This window comes from Gluconobacter kondonii, from assembly GCF_002723995.1.
GTDB classification, from domain to species: Bacteria; Pseudomonadota; Alphaproteobacteria; order Acetobacterales; family Acetobacteraceae; genus Gluconobacter; species Gluconobacter kondonii.
In genome coordinates, this window is the sequence record NZ_BEWP01000019.1 from 22,753 (window position 1) to 39,804 (window position 17,052).

The 17,052-nt window shown below is 58.4% G+C and carries 14 protein-coding genes and 1 pseudogene; 10 read left to right on the forward strand and 5 right to left on the reverse strand.

The window, feature by feature from the left end; translation table 11 throughout:
• Positions 1-1,530 (reverse strand): carbohydrate porin, encoded by a 1,530-nt coding sequence (locus tag GKO01_RS13645; RefSeq protein ID WP_244901476.1) that lies wholly within the window; start codon positions 1,528-1,530, stop codon positions 1-3.
• A gap of 207 nt (positions 1,531-1,737) precedes the next feature.
• Here GKO01_RS13645 and GKO01_RS13650 point away from each other — a divergent pair, with 207 nt between their 5' ends.
• Genes GKO01_RS13650 through GKO01_RS13660 form a run of 3 tightly spaced genes read left to right on the forward strand, consistent with a single transcriptional unit; the run spans position 1,738 to position 4,365 of the window.
• Complete coding sequence (locus GKO01_RS13650) at positions 1,738-2,718, forward strand: ABC transporter ATP-binding protein (RefSeq protein WP_099287511.1); 981 nt, start codon at positions 1,738-1,740, stop codon at positions 2,716-2,718.
• Positions 2,715-3,539 carry an ABC transporter permease gene (locus GKO01_RS13655; RefSeq protein ID WP_099287512.1) on the forward strand — a complete coding sequence of 275 codons (825 nt, stop codon included), beginning with the start codon at positions 2,715-2,717 and terminating at the stop codon, positions 3,537-3,539. The genes GKO01_RS13650 and GKO01_RS13655 overlap by 4 nt, the downstream gene beginning before the upstream one ends.
• Position 3,540: 1 nt before the next feature.
• Positions 3,541-4,365, forward strand: a complete 825-nt coding sequence (locus tag GKO01_RS13660; protein ID WP_099287513.1) for an ABC transporter permease — start codon at positions 3,541-3,543, stop codon at positions 4,363-4,365.
• Positions 4,366-4,374: 9 nt separating this feature from the next.
• On the opposite strand, the gene hpxZ is transcribed toward GKO01_RS13660, so the two are convergent.
• The gene (gene hpxZ / locus GKO01_RS13665; protein ID WP_099287522.1) at positions 4,375-4,776 is read right to left on the reverse strand and encodes an oxalurate catabolism protein HpxZ; all 402 of its coding nucleotides are present in this window, start codon (positions 4,774-4,776) and stop codon (positions 4,375-4,377) included.
• 280 nt (positions 4,777-5,056) lie between these two features.
• Here hpxZ and GKO01_RS13670 point away from each other — a divergent pair, with 280 nt between their 5' ends.
• From GKO01_RS13670 to GKO01_RS13700, 7 genes are all read left to right on the forward strand, one after another.
• A complete protein-coding gene (locus GKO01_RS13670; RefSeq protein WP_099287514.1) occupies positions 5,057-8,281 on the forward strand; it encodes an efflux RND transporter permease subunit in 3,225 nt (1,074 codons plus the stop codon).
• On the forward strand, positions 8,281-9,465 hold the full coding sequence (locus GKO01_RS13675) for an efflux RND transporter periplasmic adaptor subunit (RefSeq protein ID WP_099287515.1): 1,185 nt from the start codon (positions 8,281-8,283) through the stop codon (positions 9,463-9,465). The genes GKO01_RS13670 and GKO01_RS13675 overlap by 1 nt, the downstream gene beginning before the upstream one ends.
• A 1-nt stretch (position 9,466) precedes the next feature.
• On the forward strand, positions 9,467-11,041 hold the full coding sequence (locus GKO01_RS13680) for an efflux transporter outer membrane subunit (RefSeq protein ID WP_099287516.1): 1,575 nt from the start codon (positions 9,467-9,469) through the stop codon (positions 11,039-11,041).
• A gap of 143 nt (positions 11,042-11,184) precedes the next feature.
• Positions 11,185-11,517, forward strand: a complete 333-nt coding sequence (locus GKO01_RS13685; RefSeq protein ID WP_145994777.1) for a hypothetical protein — start codon at positions 11,185-11,187, stop codon at positions 11,515-11,517.
• Between the two features lie 55 nt (positions 11,518-11,572).
• Positions 11,573-11,953 (forward strand): VOC family protein, encoded by a 381-nt coding sequence (locus GKO01_RS13690; protein WP_099287518.1) that lies wholly within the window; start codon positions 11,573-11,575, stop codon positions 11,951-11,953.
• 94 nt (positions 11,954-12,047) lie between these two features.
• Positions 12,048-13,058, forward strand: coding sequence for an MYG1 family protein (locus GKO01_RS13695; protein WP_099287523.1), 1,011 nt, complete (start codon positions 12,048-12,050; stop codon positions 13,056-13,058).
• A 118-nt stretch (positions 13,059-13,176) separates the two neighbouring features.
• Entirely contained in the window at positions 13,177-14,820 is a 1,644-nt protein-coding gene (locus GKO01_RS13700; protein WP_099287519.1) for a phospholipase C, read from the forward strand.
• Between the two features lie 82 nt (positions 14,821-14,902).
• Here the strand turns inward: GKO01_RS13700 and GKO01_RS13705 are convergent, their stop codons facing one another.
• The 3 genes and pseudogenes from GKO01_RS13705 to GKO01_RS13715 all read right to left on the reverse strand — a co-directional run.
• On the reverse strand, positions 14,903-16,255 hold the full coding sequence (locus GKO01_RS13705) for an inorganic phosphate transporter (protein ID WP_062028903.1): 1,353 nt from the start codon (positions 16,253-16,255) through the stop codon (positions 14,903-14,905).
• 15 nt (positions 16,256-16,270) lie between these two features.
• A pseudogene (locus GKO01_RS13710) lies at positions 16,271-16,717 on the reverse strand (LysR substrate-binding domain-containing protein); the annotation flags it as partial.
• A gap of 36 nt (positions 16,718-16,753) precedes the next feature.
• The coding region (locus GKO01_RS13715; RefSeq protein ID WP_145994778.1) for an integrase core domain-containing protein at positions 16,754-17,052 on the reverse strand (299 nt) is incomplete at its 5' end.

Consider the following 17,052-nt stretch of genomic DNA (forward strand, 5'->3'; position numbering starts at 1 on the left):
TCAGAGAGCAGCGTTGAAAACCAACCCCAGAACTGCAGCATCCTTGTAGCGGGTCGTTCCCCCAAGACGGTTGAAATACTGGAAATCCGGCTGCAACGTCAGACCCGTCATGATGTGATAGCTGTAGAAAAACTCGTAGATGTTCTCATGGGACTGAATGCCATGCGGGACACCGAAATTGGTGGACTGGAACGGCAGGCCATTATCAAACGACGCTTCCTGCTGAAGGGTCGCAGCCCGGCTGAAGTTCATCCACTGATACGCAATACCCCACGTATCCAGAGGCCGCCCCCACAGCTTTCCGGTATCAAGCAGAGAGCCAACCAGATGATGGTTCATCGCCGAGGTCTGGCCTGAGGCATAGGAATAATACCCCGCCAGCATGAGGCCGTTCATCGGGCCATCGCCATGCCGGATCAGCATCTGATCCATCAGCACCCAGACGGACGTCTGACCGCTCTGATAGCGCGGGCTACGTCCGCTCAGAACCCAGGCCTGTCCAGAACCGTCATCATACAGATCGTGATAGCGCGAATTGTCGTACATGGCGCCGACCTTGTAATGGCCGATCAGCTTGTCCTTACCAAACTCCGGAATCCAACCCAGTTCAACCTCGGTGGAGAGCTTTCCAAGTCCGCTCTGCGCCCAGGACCAGCCGGAAATACCGCCATTATAAGAATGGGGAGACACGGCAAACAGACCGCCCATCAGATAGAGATGCGGGTTCGGCATCAGACGCAGAACCGTGCCCATATTGCCCGACGGCCAGTCACGTCCGCCATTGAGATACTTGGTCGGCGTGACGTTGCCGCACATGGAGACGTTCGCGAAGCTGCAAAGCCAAGGAGAATTATTAAAGAACGTGCCCGTCGGGATCCAGCCCGCTGCCAGATCCACCTTCCGGTTGAACCACGCTTTTTCTCCGTATGCCCAGACGAGATGCGCCACGACATTGCCACGCGCACCATAGATCTGCTGAGCCTGCGTGACGTTATCGCCGATATCACCGCTCAGATTCCGGCCATGCCCGTTCACCATGAGCGTATGCAGCCACAGATCCTTCGACCAGTCGCCACCCAAAATCTGATGCCAGTCCAGATCAACCGTCACGCCGACCTGCCCGGCATTGGTCTCGGTCTGGTGACGGCCGCCCGTCACATTGCCCATAAGACTTTCATACACATCCACCGCAACATAGATGCCATGCTTCTGAAGCCAAGGCTGCACCCCTCCCCAGGTCCCGAACATATGGGTCGTGCCGTAAGGCGCACCAAAGGACGGCGGTCCGTATGGAGACTGGAGGAAACCCGGAATGGTCGTGGACAGCGGAGGAACCGGCTGCGTCTCCGACCCCATGGGGGCAGGATTCGTCAGATCTTCCGAACTGGCCTTGCTCTTGCTGCTCTGCGCCTCGGCAGTACCGGCCCCCATCGTGAGCACCCCCAACCCGCAGGCAAAAGCGAACGACAGAGCGGAACCGGACCGACGATAAGCCGTACCAGCAGAAACCAACGTCAGGAATTTACTCACATGCCTCAAACCGACATCCCCTTACAGAGCCAAAAAAAATGCGAAAGACAGGGATGCCATGATCGGCACCCTTAAGTAAAATTCACTTTACAGAAAGAGCTTTGTTGCAGGAAGGCACAAAACAGTGAGACAATTGAAACAATAAGACTTTATTTTATGAAATAAGATCACGTTTGTTTTCGTTACCCCTCCCATCCCGGAACCCTCATGCAGCCTCCCTTCCCCGCTCCAGATGCCATTACCGTCAAAAACCTGCGGAAAACCTATACAGTCCGCGAAGGTGGAAGCTGGCGCGGGAAGACGCGCGAGATCGTGGCGCTGGACGGGATTTCCTTTTCCGTTCCCAAAGGCCAGATCGCCGGATTCATCGGCCCGAACGGCGCGGGAAAATCGACGGCCATCAAGATCCTGTCCGGAATCCTGCGTCCCACCTCCGGCGAAGTGCAGGTGAACGGGTTGGTGCCATGGACAAACCGTGTGGCCCATGTCGCGCGGATCGGTGTCGTTTTCGGCCAACGCACCCAACTCTGGTGGGATTTGTCGGTCGGTGAAGGTCTGGCGCTCCTGCGGGATATTTATAGCGTCGAACCGGAACGCTTCGCCCGCAACCGCGCCCGTCTGGCCGATGCACTCGATCTGGGCGGAATTATGGACCAGTCCGTCCGTCAGCTTTCGCTCGGACAGAGAATGCGCGCTGAAATCGCCGCCTCTCTGATCCATGACCCCGACATCCTGATTCTCGATGAGCCCACCATCGGTCTGGACGCACCGTCAAAACTCGCCGTCCGGGCGTTTGTCCATGAACTCTGCCAGGACCGCGGCACGACCGTCCTGCTCACCACCCACGACATGCATGATATCGAGGCGCTGGCCGAACGCGTGATCGTCATCGGCCATGGCCGTATCCTTGCGGACAGCCCGTTCGAGGACCTGCGCATGACAACTCTGTCCGAGCGCATTCTCGAACTGGACTTTCACGGTACGCCGCCCGAACTGGCGCTCCCGGCCGGAGCGGTCGAAACCGCCCGCGCGCCCCACAGCCTCACCATTACGTTCGATCCGCGCCAGATTCCGGCCCCTGCTCTCGTCGCCCATGTCGGACATCTGTCCGGGCTGGACGATCTGAGGATCAGCCGCCCCTCAATCGACGAGATCATCACACGCTTTTATGCGGACCACGCCGCATGACACTCCGCCCCTATCTCACGGCCTTCGGGCTGCAATGGAAGATCGGTCTGCGCTACCGTATCGCGGTCATCGCCGGACTGGTGGCGCAGATGTGGTTCGGTGCCGTGACATTGATGGCCTATGCGTCCGTCTATCATGCAGCCCCGGACGTCCAGGCCCCGCTCTCGCTGCGACAGGCCATGACCTACACCTGGATCCAGCAGTCCCTCTTCACGCTTCTGCCACTGGGCTGCCTGCCCGCCATCGGAGACGCCGCCAAAACAGGCGCGATCGTCTATGATCTGCTACGCCCGGTTGATATGTGGAACTGGTGGCTGTCGGCCACTCTGGCGCGTCTGCTGGGCAATGCCGTACCCCGTGCGATCCTGCTGGCCTGCGTGGCGGGTCCGCTGGCCATGCTGGTCGGCCTCGGAGCATGGAGCCTCGCACCGCCAGCGGATATGGCTGCGGCGGCTCTGTCGCTGCTGTCCATCACGCTCGGCGCACTGCTCTCGGCCACCATCGTCATGTGGTGGAATATCCTGACGGCCCGTACGCTCTCACCGCTCGGCAGTTACGCCGTTGGAACGCCGCTGGCTGTCCTGCTCTCGGGAATGCTCCTGCCGCTGCCGCTCTATCCCGACTGGATCCGTCCCTTCCTGCTCGCACAGCCCTTCGCCGGAATTACCGACATTCCCATCCGCATCTATCTGGGCACCCCCATCCCAGGCGGTGCAGTAACCGGACTGGGCCTTCAGCTTTTCTGGCTAGCCACCCTGACCCTTCTCGGACGTCTGTGGATGCGCCAGACGGTCAACCGACTGGAGGTGCAGGGTGCCTGACATGACACAGCCTCCCGCTCGCACGCTCAGCGCCCTTGGTCTCTACCGCCGCATGGCGGGCGCTTCGATCGTCGCGCAACTCCGCTATCCCGGCACATTCGCCATTCAGGCCATCGGAAATTTCGTTACGACCCTGCTCGGTTTCTTCGGCATATGGAGCCTCTTCCGCCGTTTCGGCAGTATTGCAGGTTGGGATATCGGCACGGTCGCCGTTCTTTATGGCCTTGTGAACGTGGCATTTGCCGTGGCCGAAACGCTGGGGCGCGGCTTCGAGGTCTTTGGCGGCGAGTACGTCCGCACCGGAAGCTTCGACCGCCTGCTCCTGCGGCCACGCTCGACTCTGCTTCTGCTTCTGGGCCACGAACTGCGCCTGCGCCCCATAGGACGTTTCCTTCAGGGCGCGTTCGTTCTCATCGCGGGATTATGGCTTGCCCCGCACGTCCAGTGGAGCGCCGTTCTAGTTTTGCCGCTCGCCATCGCAGGCGGCGCAGCCATGTTCCTCGGCGTTCTGATCGGACAGGCCGCACTGTGCTTCATCACGGTCGAGGGGCTGGAAGTCGTGAACGTCTTGACCTATGGCGGCGTCGAGGCCGGACAGTATCCGCTGACCATGTTCGGCCGCTGGCTCCGGCGGTTCATCACCTTCGTCCTGCCGCTCGCTGCCGTCTGCTACTATCCCGCCCTGTTCAGCCTCAACCATCCCGACCCGCTAGGCGTGCCGACATGGATCGGCGCCTTGTCTCCGCTGGCGGGCTTTGCCTTTCTGGGCGTCATGGTCCTGATCTGGCACCGGGCGGTTGCAGGATATGTTTCCAGCGGAAGCTGACGGCCGGGTTTAAGATCCGGCCCCCATCAGCGACACATGCGCGGCAATGATCTTCCATCCATCGGGCGTGCGGAACCAGGTCTGGCTCTGACGCCCGATCTTTTCGGCCCCGATGCGCCGGAACTCCAGATCCACCGTCGCGACATCCTGCCCCACAGCCGTAATGACACGCCGCAGCACCTCCCGCGGCGGTGACCCTCCCGTCCGCGCCCGGCGGAAGGCCTGAATTTCCTCAAACCCATAGAGGTTCTCACCCACACCGTAACGAACCGTTTCCGCGCCGTCGTAAAACAGAGCATCCAGTTCATGCAGGATATTTTCGCCCAGAGCCTTTTCATAGCGGTCGGACATCACAGTCACGTCCGTAAGAACCTGAGGATCATTCAGCGCAGGAAAAGGATTCAGCGTCATCATTCGATCTCCGACAGGACTTTCAGCAAGGTCTTCCACTCACGAAAAAGACATAGCATTCCTTGAAAAAATCACCATCTCGTGAATTTTCAGAATGTAACGGGATCTGTACCGTTTTTGGTAAATACTGCTTCCAATCTTCGAATCATAAAAAAATTTTTAACATATTTTGAAAAGTAAAAAAAACTCCATAAACCACGATTTAAAAGACGTTGTATTTCATCCCACCTATTGTCCCGGTTTCCCTTCCTTGCTCAAAATCTGTTGGGAACCGAGCTGAATGAATGCCATCGTCGTCACCGCGCTAAGGCGACCGCTCACCTTTGTCGTCCTGTCGATCATGATCGTGCTGCTTGGCGTGATGTCGATCTTCAAGACGCCGACCGATGTTTTTCCAAACATCAAGGTTCCGGTCGTCGCGGCAATCTGGACCTATCCGGGGCTTCTGCCTCAGGAATTTGCAGGCCGTATCACCTATAACTTCGAACTGGCCGTTACCACGACCGTTCAGAACATCGAGCACATGGAGTCAAACTCCTATTACGGCCGCTCGATCGTCAATATCTATTTCCAGCCCGGAACATCGGTCGGCACCGCCGAAGCCGAAGTGTCGGCTATCGCACAGACCGTACTGCTTGGGCTCCCGCCCAAAGTCCCGGCGCCAATGATTGTGGCCCTGAACCCGTCGCAGGTTCCGGTCATTGCCCTTCAGATGACGTCTGACAAACAGACGCCCTCCGATCTCTTCAAGCTCGGTGTCATTCGCGTTCGTCCGCTCCTCGCCACAGTTCCCGGCGCCATCGTCGCCCATCCTTACGGCGGCATGGACAGCTTCGTCATGGTCTCTCTCGACCAGAAGCAGCTTCAGGCTCACCACCTCTCCGCAGCAGACGTTCAGGCAGCCCTGACCGCCCAGAACATTGTTCTGCCAGCAGGTGACCAGAAGATCGACGCGACGGACTGGATGGTTCAGACCAACGCTGCCCCGGAATCCATGGACGATATCGCCAATATTCCGGTCAAGCGCGTTGGCAATGCGGTCATCTATGTGCGCGACGTCGCCTCGGTCTATCGCGGTGGCCATCCTCAGACTAACCTTGTGCTGGTCAAAGGCCGCCAGGGCGTCGAGATGATCACCCAGAAAGGCGGCACGGCTTCCACGCTCGATGTGGTTGCGGCCACCAAGGCCCTGCTCCCGCGTCTGAAAGCGATCCTGCCGCCTGACGTCCATATCTCCATCCTGTCCGACGCCTCCATCATGGTGAAGGATCAGATCAAAGATGTGGTTCAGGAAATGATCACTGCGTCGTTCCTGACCGGTATCGTGGTTCTGCTCTTCCTCGGTTCCTGGCGCTCGACGGTCATTATCGCGACCTCAATTCCGCTCGCCATCCTGTGCTCGATCATAGCACTTGGATGGGCTGGTCAGTCGATCAATGTCATGACGCTCGGCGGTCTGGCACTTGCCGTCGGTATTCTCGTCGATGATGCCACGGTGATGATCGAGAACATCGACGTTCACCTTGAAATGGGCAAGGATCTCGAAACCGCTATTATTGATGCGGCCAACCAGATCGTCATCGCGACCTTCGTCTCCACGACCTGCATCTGCATCGTCTGGCTGCCGTTGTTCGAACTCGATGGCGTCGCAGGCTATCTCTTCATGCCGATGGCTCTTGCCATCATGTTCGCGATGATCGCATCCTTCATCCTATCGCGAACCCTCGTTCCGACCATGGCGAAGTACCTTCTCGCAGGCCATGTGCATCACCCCGTTGGCGCACCCGGCCCGGATGAAGACCCGCACGGTATCCATGACTCTGCGATCGACATCTCCAACCCGCATGCGACCCAGCGTCCGCCATCGGGCTTCTTCAGCCGCTTCCAGAAAGGCTTCGAAGCGCGATTCACCAGCTTCCGTGAAGGATACAACACGATCCTCACACGCTGCGTGGCACGCCGTGGGGCTTTTGTCAGCGTGTTCATGGTGCTCTCCATCGCATCCATGGGGCTGTATTTCGTCGCAGGGCGGGACTTCTTCCCCGAAGTGAAATCCGATGCCCTTCAGATGCACATGCGCGCACCGCTCGGAACGCGTATTGAAGTCGCAGGCCGCATCGCCGCCCTCGTGGACGATCGCATCAACCAGCTTCTGCCGGGCAAGGTCGAGAACATCATCTCGAACTGCGGCCTTCCTGAAGGACCGCATAACCAGGCCTTCATCCCGACCCCGTCCATCGGGACGCAGGATTGCGATCTGACGATCGCCTTGAAGAACTCTGAATCCCCAGTCTGGGATTACCGTGCCCTCCTGCGCAAGGATCTGTCTAAGCGCTTCCCAGGAACGGTCTTCAGCTTCCAGCCTGCGGATCTGACAAACAAGATCCTGAACTTCGGCTCAGCCGCTCCCATCGACATCCAGCTCTCTGGCCCGGATGCCATGGAAAACTACAACTACGCCAAGCATCTGGTCGGCCTCATTCGCCAGATCCCGGGCACGGCAGACGTCAACATCCAACAGACGATGTCCACACCAACACTGATGGTAAACGGCAATCGAACCTTCAGCCAGGCGACAGGCATCACCGAAGCTGATCTGGCAACTAATGAACTGCTGACGCTTGCCGGTTCCGGCGTCGTCGATCCTCAGTTCTGGCTCGATCCAGTCGATAACGTTACTTTCCCACTCAACGTCTACACATCACAGGATCAGCTTACCCACCTCAATGACCTGCTGACCATTCCGGTCGACAAGGGAGACGGTGATCCCAACGATAAGACCCAGCTTCTGGGGGCCATCGCCAATGTCGTTGCAACCGGCACTCCGGGCGAAGTGTCGCACTATAACTCGATGTCCGAAATCGACATCTATGTGAATATCGAAGGCACTGACATGGGTTCCGTGCTGGACAAGGTACGTCAGGTCGTCGCTCATGACGATCATAACAAGCCGACCTCTGCCGAAGTTGATATCCATGGTCAGGCCACGACGATGGCAAGTGCCTATAAACAGCTTATCATCGGCCTCGCGATCTCGATCGTCCTGATCTACCTGCTGATCGTGGTGAATTTTCAGTCCTGGCTGGACCCGTTCATCATCATCACGGCCCTTCCGGGAGCGCTTGGCGGCATCGCATGGGCTTTGTTCCTGACGCAGACACGTCTGTCCGTCCCGGCCCTGACTGGCGCCATCATGTGCATGGGAACCGCAACCGCGAACTCGATTCTCGTGGTGTCCTTCGCCCGTGAACGCCTCGAAATCCACGGCGATGCACTCAGGGCCGCTATCGAAGCGGGTTACGGACGTATCCGCCCTGTTATCATGACTGCGCTGGCCATGGTCGTGGGCATGATACCGATGGCAACATCGAACTCGACCAATGCGCCCCTCGGCCGTGCCGTCATTGGCGGCTTGATCGTCGCAACGATCTCGACCCTTCTCTTTGTTCCCTGCGTCTACGCAATCCTCCACAACCGCACATCGCGTCAGAAGGAAATCGCCTGATGGCTACCTCTCCCAAACTCATCGCCGCTGCGGGAGGGTGCCTCCTCGCACTCTATGTCGGCTATATCGTTGTTGACCGCATTCATGTCTCTACTGTGCTCGCAGCAGAGACCAAGGAAAATGCCCTTCCCGACGTTGCTGTCATCAAGCCGACGAAGTCACCCAAGAAGGTCGCCTTGACGCTGCCGGGCAACATCGATGCCTGGTATCAGGCGCCGATCTATCCGCAGGTCTCGGGCTATGTGAAGATGTGGTATAAGGATTACGGTGCCCGCGTGAAGCAGGGTGATGTTCTGGCCGAGATCAACGCCCCAGCACTGGACGCACAATACGCACAGGCGAAGGCCGACCTCGCGTCGATCATGGCAAAGTACAACCTGTCCAATGTCACGCTCCAGCGTTGGCAGGCCATGGGTCGTTCCCAGTCCGTCTCGGGACAGTCTGTTTCTGTCGCGCTGGCCGACCAGCAGTCCGCCAAGGCGCAGGTCGAAGCTGCCCAACGCAATGTTGCGCACTTTGAAGCGCTCGAACGCTTCAAGACAATCGTCGCGCCCTTCGATGGCATTGTGACCTCGCGTGACATTAACGTCGGCGATTATGTCCATGACGGCGGCGGTAACCTCAATGCTGCGGGCACGGCCTCCGAGCTCTTCACCGTTGCGGATGTGCACAAGCTGCGTTTGTTCATAGCTGTACCGGAAGTCTTCCAGTACGTTCTTCAGCCGGATATTACGGCTGAAGTTACCGTACCGCAGTTTAAGGACCGCAAGTTCACGGCGAACTTCCTGACGACCGCACGCGGTTATGATCCGAACACCCGTACCTCCACCACTGAGTTCGAGATGGACAACCCGAACGAAGTCTTATGGCCCGGTACCTTTGCCTCGGTGGAACTCAAGGCGAACAACGAGAACTCGCATCTCTACGAAGTGCCGACGAGTGCCTTGGTGTTTCAGGAAAAGGGTATGCAGCTCGCGGTGGTCCGAGACGACAATACGGTCCATTTCCAGAACGTGACAGTCGGACGTATGGCCGATACTTCAACGGAAATTCAGACTGGCATCGGCCCGAACGACCGCGTGATTGCTAACCCGCCAGCTGACCTACTCGAAGGCGACAAGGTCAACGTGACCGTCCCACAACGTGGGTATAACCAGTCCGGTTTCGGAAAAGAGAACGAGTAAGATGATTCCATCCTTCTCCCGCCTCCGCCGCACCGGTCTGGTCTGCGGCACCGCCCTGTCGCTGCTTGGTCTGTCCGCGTGCGATCTGGCGCCCACCTACAAGGCTCCGAACCTTGTCGTCCCTGCCTCATGGCAGGGACAGGCGCCGTTTGCCGTGGCCACACCAGCGGATACAGCACTGCCCACCAACTGGTGGACCATGTTTCAGGACCCGCTGCTGAACGATCTTGAAGCCCGCGCCACCTCGGATAACGGCGATATTCAGGCCGCCGCCGAACGCTTCATTCAGGCCCGCGCCCTCGTCGTGGCCGCGCGTTCGGAACTGCTCCCGCATGTCAGCCTCGAAGCTGGTGCGTCGGACAACAAACAGTCCGCTGATCGCCTGTTCCGCAACGGTGCGACCCTGACCCAGACCGAAGAGGAATATGGCGGTCTGGCCTCATGGGAACCTGATTTCTGGTCATCCATCCGCAACCGCGTCCGCGAACAGAAACAGTTCGCCCAGCAGCGCGCTGCCGATTTCGCCATGGCCCGCCTGAGCACTCAGGCCGAACTGGCCCGCGACTATATCCAGCTTCGCGGCTATGACGCGCAGGATGCGATCTATGCGCAGTCCATCGGGTACTACGAGCGCGCAGTCCGCATTACGGAGAACCAGCTCCAGAATCAGGCCGCTCCCCGCCTTGATCTGGCACGCGCACAGGCGCAGCTTTATACAACGCAGGCAGCGCGTCTGGACATTCAGGCCGCAAGACAGGTTACGGAACATGCCATCGCGGTGCTGACCAACAGTTCACCGTCGAGCTTCCACATCCCGGCCAGCCCGCAATTCCATTTCGTACAGCCCACGATCCCCACGAACGTTCCCTCCACCCTGCTCCAGCGTCGTCCGGACATCGCCTCCTCCGAGCGCGAAATGGCACAGGCCAATCGTGAAATCGGCATTGCGCGTGCGGCTTTCTATCCGCATATCGCCCTGCGCCTGAATGGTGGTTTCTCCGCCAATGGCTTCGATCTGGCCAACCTTGCCAACTCGTTGTGGACCTATGGCGCGACGCTCGACATGCCGCTCTTCGATGGTGGACTGCGCCGGGCGGAGCTTCAGAGAACATGGTCGGCCTATCGGGAAACGCGCGACGGCTATCGCATGAAAGTTCTGTCGGCCTTCCGCGAGGTGGAAGACGGGCTGTCCCTGACTGAACGTCTGACCAAGGAAAACGCGGCGCTGGAACAGGCTGTCAAAGCCAATCTCGCCACGCAGAACATGACCATGACGCTCTATCAGGGCGGCGTCGGAACCTATCTTGAGGCCATTTTCAGTCAGGAAAACACGCTGGAAAGCCGCATCCATCAGGTCGAGATCGCAACCCGTCTGTACCATGCGGACGTGGACCTGATCCGCAGCCTCGGCGGCGGCTGGACCATCCGTGACCTGCCCACAACGGACCAGACCCTGTCCATTACGCCGTTGCAGTATGATAACCTGCATCACCCGAAACCCGTCGGGGACGTCACGACGTCCCAGCATCCAGAGCAGTTCGAGAACCTGACGACTGGTCTGCCAGCGACACGGTAAATAAATGTTTGGTCCTGACCGATATCATTCCGGTCAGGACCAAACAGGGCATTGACCTTTTCGCAGGGAGCGATCCAATAAGCACTCAGGTTCTACCGGGCCTATGCTTTATCCCGTTCCCTGCCACGAGTAGGCTCTGCTTCATGCGTTACGTTCTTCTTTCCAGCGTTCTTTTGCTTGCGTCCTGTTCTTCTGCTCCGTGGGTCACAGGACATACTGATAGCAAGTGCATCCGGGAGCAGATGGTGAGCGGGATGAACGGCAATGCCCGCCCCTTCGCCGCTGCCGCAGAATTCTGTGCTGCTACCATTCGCAAAGAAAACAAGGGACATAGCCGCCCGCTGGACGTGCGTGACGACATGACCCTTCAGGCGATGGCGGAGAACCCGGATTACAATACGACCGGACTTTCATTCGTCCCGCGCGATTCCAAAACGCGCATTCCCGGCGGAATCCGTAACATCAATATCGACTGATCCTGCGGAGAAACATTTCCGTCTTCTCGCAGCCCGTCACAAAGGAAGGTCTTTCATGTTCAGCCACATCATGCTGGGTAGCAACGACATCGCCCGTTCCAAAGCATTCTATGATGCAACGCTGGGTGTCATCGGCTGTACGCCCGCCGAACTCGATGCCAAGGGTCGGCTTGTCTATGCCCATTCCGGTGGGCGTCTGATCATCACGAAGCCCCTGAACGGTGAACCGGCCACGGGCGCCAATGGCGGGACGGTCGGATTTGCCATGAGCAGTCCCGAACAGGCCGATGCTTGGTATAAGGCTGGCGTTGAAAACGGTGGTGAGGCTATCGAAAACCCGCCCGGCATCCGCCAAACCGGAATGGGCGACCTGTACCTGGCCTATCTGCGCGATCCGGATGGCAACAAGCTGTGCGCCCTGCACCGGGTCGGCTGAGAAACCAATCCCGGCAGCGAGGTTGTCTGCCGGGCTGGCCTGCGGCATGAAAGCGGCCAACACGTCCCTTTCTTCCTGTCGGCAGGTTCCCAAGATGTCTAACCATACCCCCATTGGTCTCGAAAACGGCTCGACGCCTGTCACGGCGCTCACCCATTCTGGCAACTTTCATGTCGACGAGACCATGGGTTATGTGATCCTGCATTACGCCCTCGCTCCGCAGGGGGATCTTCGTGCGCGTGTTCTGGAAGAAAAATCTGCCGATCGCCTGACGTTTATCCGGACGCGCAATCCGGACGTCATCAAATCGGCCGATATCGTTTTCGACGTCGGTGGCCTCTATGATCCGCCGCATGGCCGTTACGACCACCACATGAAGGACAAGCCCCTTCGTGAAGACGGCACGCCCTATAGTGCGGCTGGTCTTTTATGGAAGGATTATGGTCGCGCGGCCATTCGCAACATCCTGAACACGCCGGTCGATGATGCCGCCGTGGACTTGATCTGGCAGAGCCTCGACAAGTCCCTGATCCTGCCGATCGATCAGGATGACAATGGTGTGGTCAAGATGGGCAAACTCTCGCTGGCAGACATCGTCTCGGCATGCAGCCCGCCCTGGGATACGGCTGAACTTTACGGCAAGCAGGAGGCCCGCGCACGGGAGTCCCTCGGTTTCGCCAATGCCGCCACAGCCGTCGCCTCGCATTTGATCAATGTCGTGGACCGCATCCGTGCCAGCCTCAAGGCGACGGATCGTGTCATTGCGGCTTACGAAAGCGCCGAAGACAAGCGCATTCTGGTCATGGAGACGGGAATGCCGACGGAAAAGGTCATTTTCGAGCGTGACCTGCCAGTTGTGTATGTCGTCTCTCCCGCAGGGCCGGAGCAATGGAACGTCAAGGCCGTTCCGCCCGTGCGTGGCGATTTCGGCCAGCGCGTTTCCCTGCCGGAAGCCTGGGGTGGTCTGGAGCGGGACAAACTGGCCGCCGTTTCTGGTGTGTCTGACGCCGTCTTTGCCCATCCTGCCCGCTTCATCTGCGGCGCAACGAGCCGCGAGGGAGCTATCCGTATGGCCCAGTTGGCTCTGCAAATCGCTGGCGCCTGAGACTAAAACGCCTCAGATCAGAACATTGATCTTCAAATAAGTTTCTTCATCGGAAGTCGGTGTTGCCGCTAGGAAAGCTCCGAATTCCGGATTCTTTCAGCGGCGGACCACTATTTTGATGACGAACTTTCCATTGCGTCTTCCTGTTGCGGCGATTGGCCTGTGCCTGACATGGCCGATCGTCGCTCATGCAGCCGAAACGTCCCCTCCGACCAAAACGCCGATCAAACATCTGGTCGTGATCTATCAGGAAAACGTCTCTTTCGATCACTATTTCGGAACATACCCGAAAGCGGCCAACCTTGCCGGGGAGCCTGAATTCCATCCTTCAGCAGACACACCGCGCGTTGATACGCTCGCTACAGCAGACCTGCTAAGGCACAATCCCAACACGATCCTGGCCAATGGCCGGGACGCCTCCCTGCCCTTCAGGCTGGATCGCACACAGGCCGCCACCGCCGACCAGAACCATGGCTATACGGCCGAACAGCGGGCCTACGATCACGGACGGTCCGACCTGTTCCCACGCTATACAGGACGCGGACTGCCCGGCGGTGTTGGGGCGTTTGGCACCAGAGGCGAGGTCATGGGATATTTTGACGGCAATACCGTCACGGCAATGTGGCGCTACGCACAGCGTTTCGCCATGAGCGATGCGACCTATACAGACACATACGGCCCCTCCACACCCGGCGCGCTGGAAGTGGTGTCCGGCCAGACCAACGGTCTGCAGATCAAAACCACAACCCAGAAGCCTTCAACAATGCATGCCGCATCGCCTTATGTCGGAGACGGACAGGGCGGCTGGACCATGATCAATGACATTGATCCCGCCGACGATGTCTGCTCTACCCCCGACAATCAGGTGCGGATGACCGGGCCGAATATCGGGGATCTGCTCAACAGACATGGAATCCCCTGGGGTGGGTTCATGGGGGGGTTCGACCTCTCAACCCACAACTCCGATGGCTCGACAGGGTGCCAGCGCCAAACGCTTTCCCCGACCGTCAGCCAGACCGTGGCGGACTATATCCCGCACCATAACTGGTTCCAGTATTACGGCACCACGGCCAATCCGACCCATGCACGGCCGTCTTCCGTAGCCGCCATCGGACGCACCCTGCGCCCGGACAATGGCCAACCAGACCCCGCCAACCACGAGTACGATCTTGAGGACTTTTTTGCTGCGACAAAAGCAGGAAACCTCCCCGCCGTTTCTTTTGTAAAAATGCCAGCCTGGCAGGACGCCCATGCGGGCTATTCGGACCCACTGGACGAACAGAAGGGCGTGGTTGAACTCGTCAATTTCATCCAGACCCGCCCGGAATGGCGCGATACTGCTATTTTCATCGCTTATGACGATTCAGACGGGTGGTACGACCATGCCTTCGTCCCTCCCCGTCATGGCTCCACCGATCCCGAAGTCGATCAGCTGGACGGACCGGGACAGTGCGGCACCGCAGCGCGCCCCGAAGGTGTCGGCGGGGCTGAAGTGAATGGCCGGTGCGGACCGGGAACAAGAATCCCCCTGCTGGTACTGTCACCCTGGGCGCGGACGAACTATGTCAGCCATACCTTTCTGACCCAGTCTTCCATTCCCCGTTTCATTGAAGACAACTGGCTTCAGGGCGAAAGACTGGGCAAAGGCTCCTTCGACACGAATGCCAATTCTCTCGAAGACCTGTTCGATTTCAGTCGCAAGCCCAGACTGGATCCGCTGTTTCTTGATGCAGGAACGGGCGCTGTGAAATCGCAGCCCTGAAACGACAAAGGGACGTGATCACACCGCGGCCCTTTGTCGTCATGGCCGGAGCAGGAACGCTCCGGCCTCTGATGAAAATGTCTCAGGCGAGAAGGTAGAACACCGTCGCCGCAACACAGACCGTCACCGGCAGTGTCAGCAGCCAGGCCATCACGATCTTGCTCAGCATCTTTTTGTTAATGCCCGATCCCGCAGCAACCATCGTTCCAGCCACGCCGGATGTGATGATATGCGTCGTGGACACCGGAAGGCCGGTATAACCCGCCGTCATGATCAGGCCTGCCCCCACGACTTCCGAAGCTGCACCCTGTGCAGGCGTCAGATGCGTCGTTCCAATACCTTCACCCAACGTCCGGACGATGCGCTTGTAGCCGACCATCGTTCCGATTCCGAGGCAGAGCGCGCTCAGAAGACGTACCCAGCCCGGAGCGTATTCAACAGTCGGGCGCAGTTCGGATGCAAGGCGGGAAGCCTGCTTCTTCTCGGCATCGGACGCCGCTGGATTGGCAGCAACGGACCGCAGACCGGACAGAACCTGATACACATCCCCACGCAGTTCAGCCGGCACCTCTGAAGGGCCATCCGTCTGGGACAGACGGTTGATCGACGCGATGGCATCTTCCTTGAAAGAATACCGGTCATACTGTGTCACCAGCGGCAGCGCCTGCTGTGCGTCCTGACGGATCTGCTGGATGCTGACAGGAGCGGCAGGGTTCAGCGCAAAGGTTGCGGGCATGATGCCGATGATCGTCAGCATGATCAGGCCGATACTCTTCTGACCGTCGTTGCTGCCATGTGAAAAGCTGACGAGCGTGCAGGTCAGAACCAGAACGCCACGTACGATCGGGTTCGGCTTCTGCTCGGGCGTCGGCGCCTTGTACATTTCCGGCATCTTCACGAGTGAACGGATGAGGAAATACAGCAGGAGAGCGCCCACAAAACCCAGCAGAGGCGACACGGCCAATGCACGAAGCACTTTCCAGATCTGGCTCCAGTCCACGCTATGTCCCAGTTCACGGGCGTGAACGAAGGAATCACCAATCGCAATGCCGACCAGCGAACCGATCACGCAATGGGAGGAGGAGTTCGGGATCCCGAACCACCATGTCATCAGGTTCCAGGCCAGAGCCGTGCCGAAAAGGGCCACCAGCATCGGAACAGCCGGATTGCCGCTTGGAGGCGAAAGCACATCCGGCGGGAGAAGCTCCACCAGCGCGTAAGCAACGGAAATGCCGCCTAAAATCACGCCCAGCAGGTTCATCAACCCCGACCAGACAACTGCGACAGTCGGCTTCAGCGAATTGGTATAGATGACGGTTGCAACAGCATTGGCCGTGTCATGAAAGCCATTGGCAAATTCAAAGACGCAGACCAGAACAAAACAGAGGCATAGCGCAACGAGCGATACCGCCGAGGAGGGGTCAAAATGAAACATAAATCCCGAATTCCGTTATTCTGTTCCCTGCCTTAATCCATGTAATAAATTTTTAGTTATGACGTTTCTGCTTTTCATAAAATCTTCATAGTAACAACAGAAGACACACAAAGTATAAAACCTGTTATGCAGTCTTTTGCCTGCCCATCTCGCGGCCAGATGATCGATAAACGCACGGACCGCTGACGGCAGACCCCGCCGCGTCGTAAATACCAAATGAACAATCCCTTCCGGCCCCGTCCATTCCGGCAGTACCTGCACCAACAAGCCTTTCTCCAATGGCTCCCGAACAAAATGATCCGGGAGCCAGGCAACTCCCAGCCCTGCAATCGCCGCATCCTTCACCATGTTCATATCCTGTGAACCGAAGCGGGGTATTCGGCGTATTTCGTGAGTCTCGCCATGGGTATTTATCAAAAGCCAGATACACTCCGTGGCCTCGTCACTGGTTGTTAAGAGTGAACCGCCCCGGGATTGGCGGAGACTGGTTTTCTTAAGTTATGCTGCCATGGGGACGTGGTCCATAGCGGCATAAAACTGTTGCTCGGCCTCGGCCGGCGTGATGTTTCCGATGGGTTCGAGGATGCGTCGGTTATTGAACCAGTCCACCCATTCGAGAGTGGCGTATTCCACGGCGTCAAACGAGCGCCATGGGCCACGCCTGTGGATCACCTCGTTCTTGAACAGACCGTTGATCGTCTCGGCCAGGGCGTTGTCGTAACTATCTCCGACACTGCCGACCGAGGGCTCGATCCCGGCGTCGACAAGGCGCTCGGTGTAGCAAATGGCGACATATT

Bases quoted from the DNA above. Each gene is read 5' to 3' on its own strand.
- GKO01_RS13655 (WP_099287512.1), top strand. From the start codon at position 2,715: ATGACACTCCGCCCCTATCTCACGGCCTTCGGGCTGCAATGGAAGATC.
- GKO01_RS13670 (WP_099287514.1), top strand. From the start codon at position 5,057: ATGAATGCCATCGTCGTCACCGCGCTAAGGCGACCGCTCACCTTTGTC.
- hpxZ (WP_099287522.1), bottom strand. From the start codon at position 4,776: ATGACGCTGAATCCTTTTCCTGCGCTGAATGATCCTCAGGTTCTTACG.
- GKO01_RS13700 (WP_099287519.1), top strand. From the start codon at position 13,177: ATGACGAACTTTCCATTGCGTCTTCCTGTTGCGGCGATTGGCCTGTGC.
- GKO01_RS13690 (WP_099287518.1), top strand. From the start codon at position 11,573: ATGTTCAGCCACATCATGCTGGGTAGCAACGACATCGCCCGTTCCAAA.
- GKO01_RS13705 (WP_062028903.1), bottom strand. From the start codon at position 16,255: ATGTTTCATTTTGACCCCTCCTCGGCGGTATCGCTCGTTGCGCTATGC.
- GKO01_RS13695 (WP_099287523.1), top strand. From the start codon at position 12,048: ATGTCTAACCATACCCCCATTGGTCTCGAAAACGGCTCGACGCCTGTC.
- GKO01_RS13685 (WP_145994777.1), top strand. From the start codon at position 11,185: ATGCGTTACGTTCTTCTTTCCAGCGTTCTTTTGCTTGCGTCCTGTTCT.
- GKO01_RS13650 (WP_099287511.1), top strand. From the start codon at position 1,738: ATGCAGCCTCCCTTCCCCGCTCCAGATGCCATTACCGTCAAAAACCTG.
- GKO01_RS13680 (WP_099287516.1), top strand. From the start codon at position 9,467: ATGATTCCATCCTTCTCCCGCCTCCGCCGCACCGGTCTGGTCTGCGGC.
- GKO01_RS13675 (WP_099287515.1), top strand. From the start codon at position 8,281: ATGGCTACCTCTCCCAAACTCATCGCCGCTGCGGGAGGGTGCCTCCTC.
- GKO01_RS13660 (WP_099287513.1), top strand. From the start codon at position 3,541: ATGACACAGCCTCCCGCTCGCACGCTCAGCGCCCTTGGTCTCTACCGC.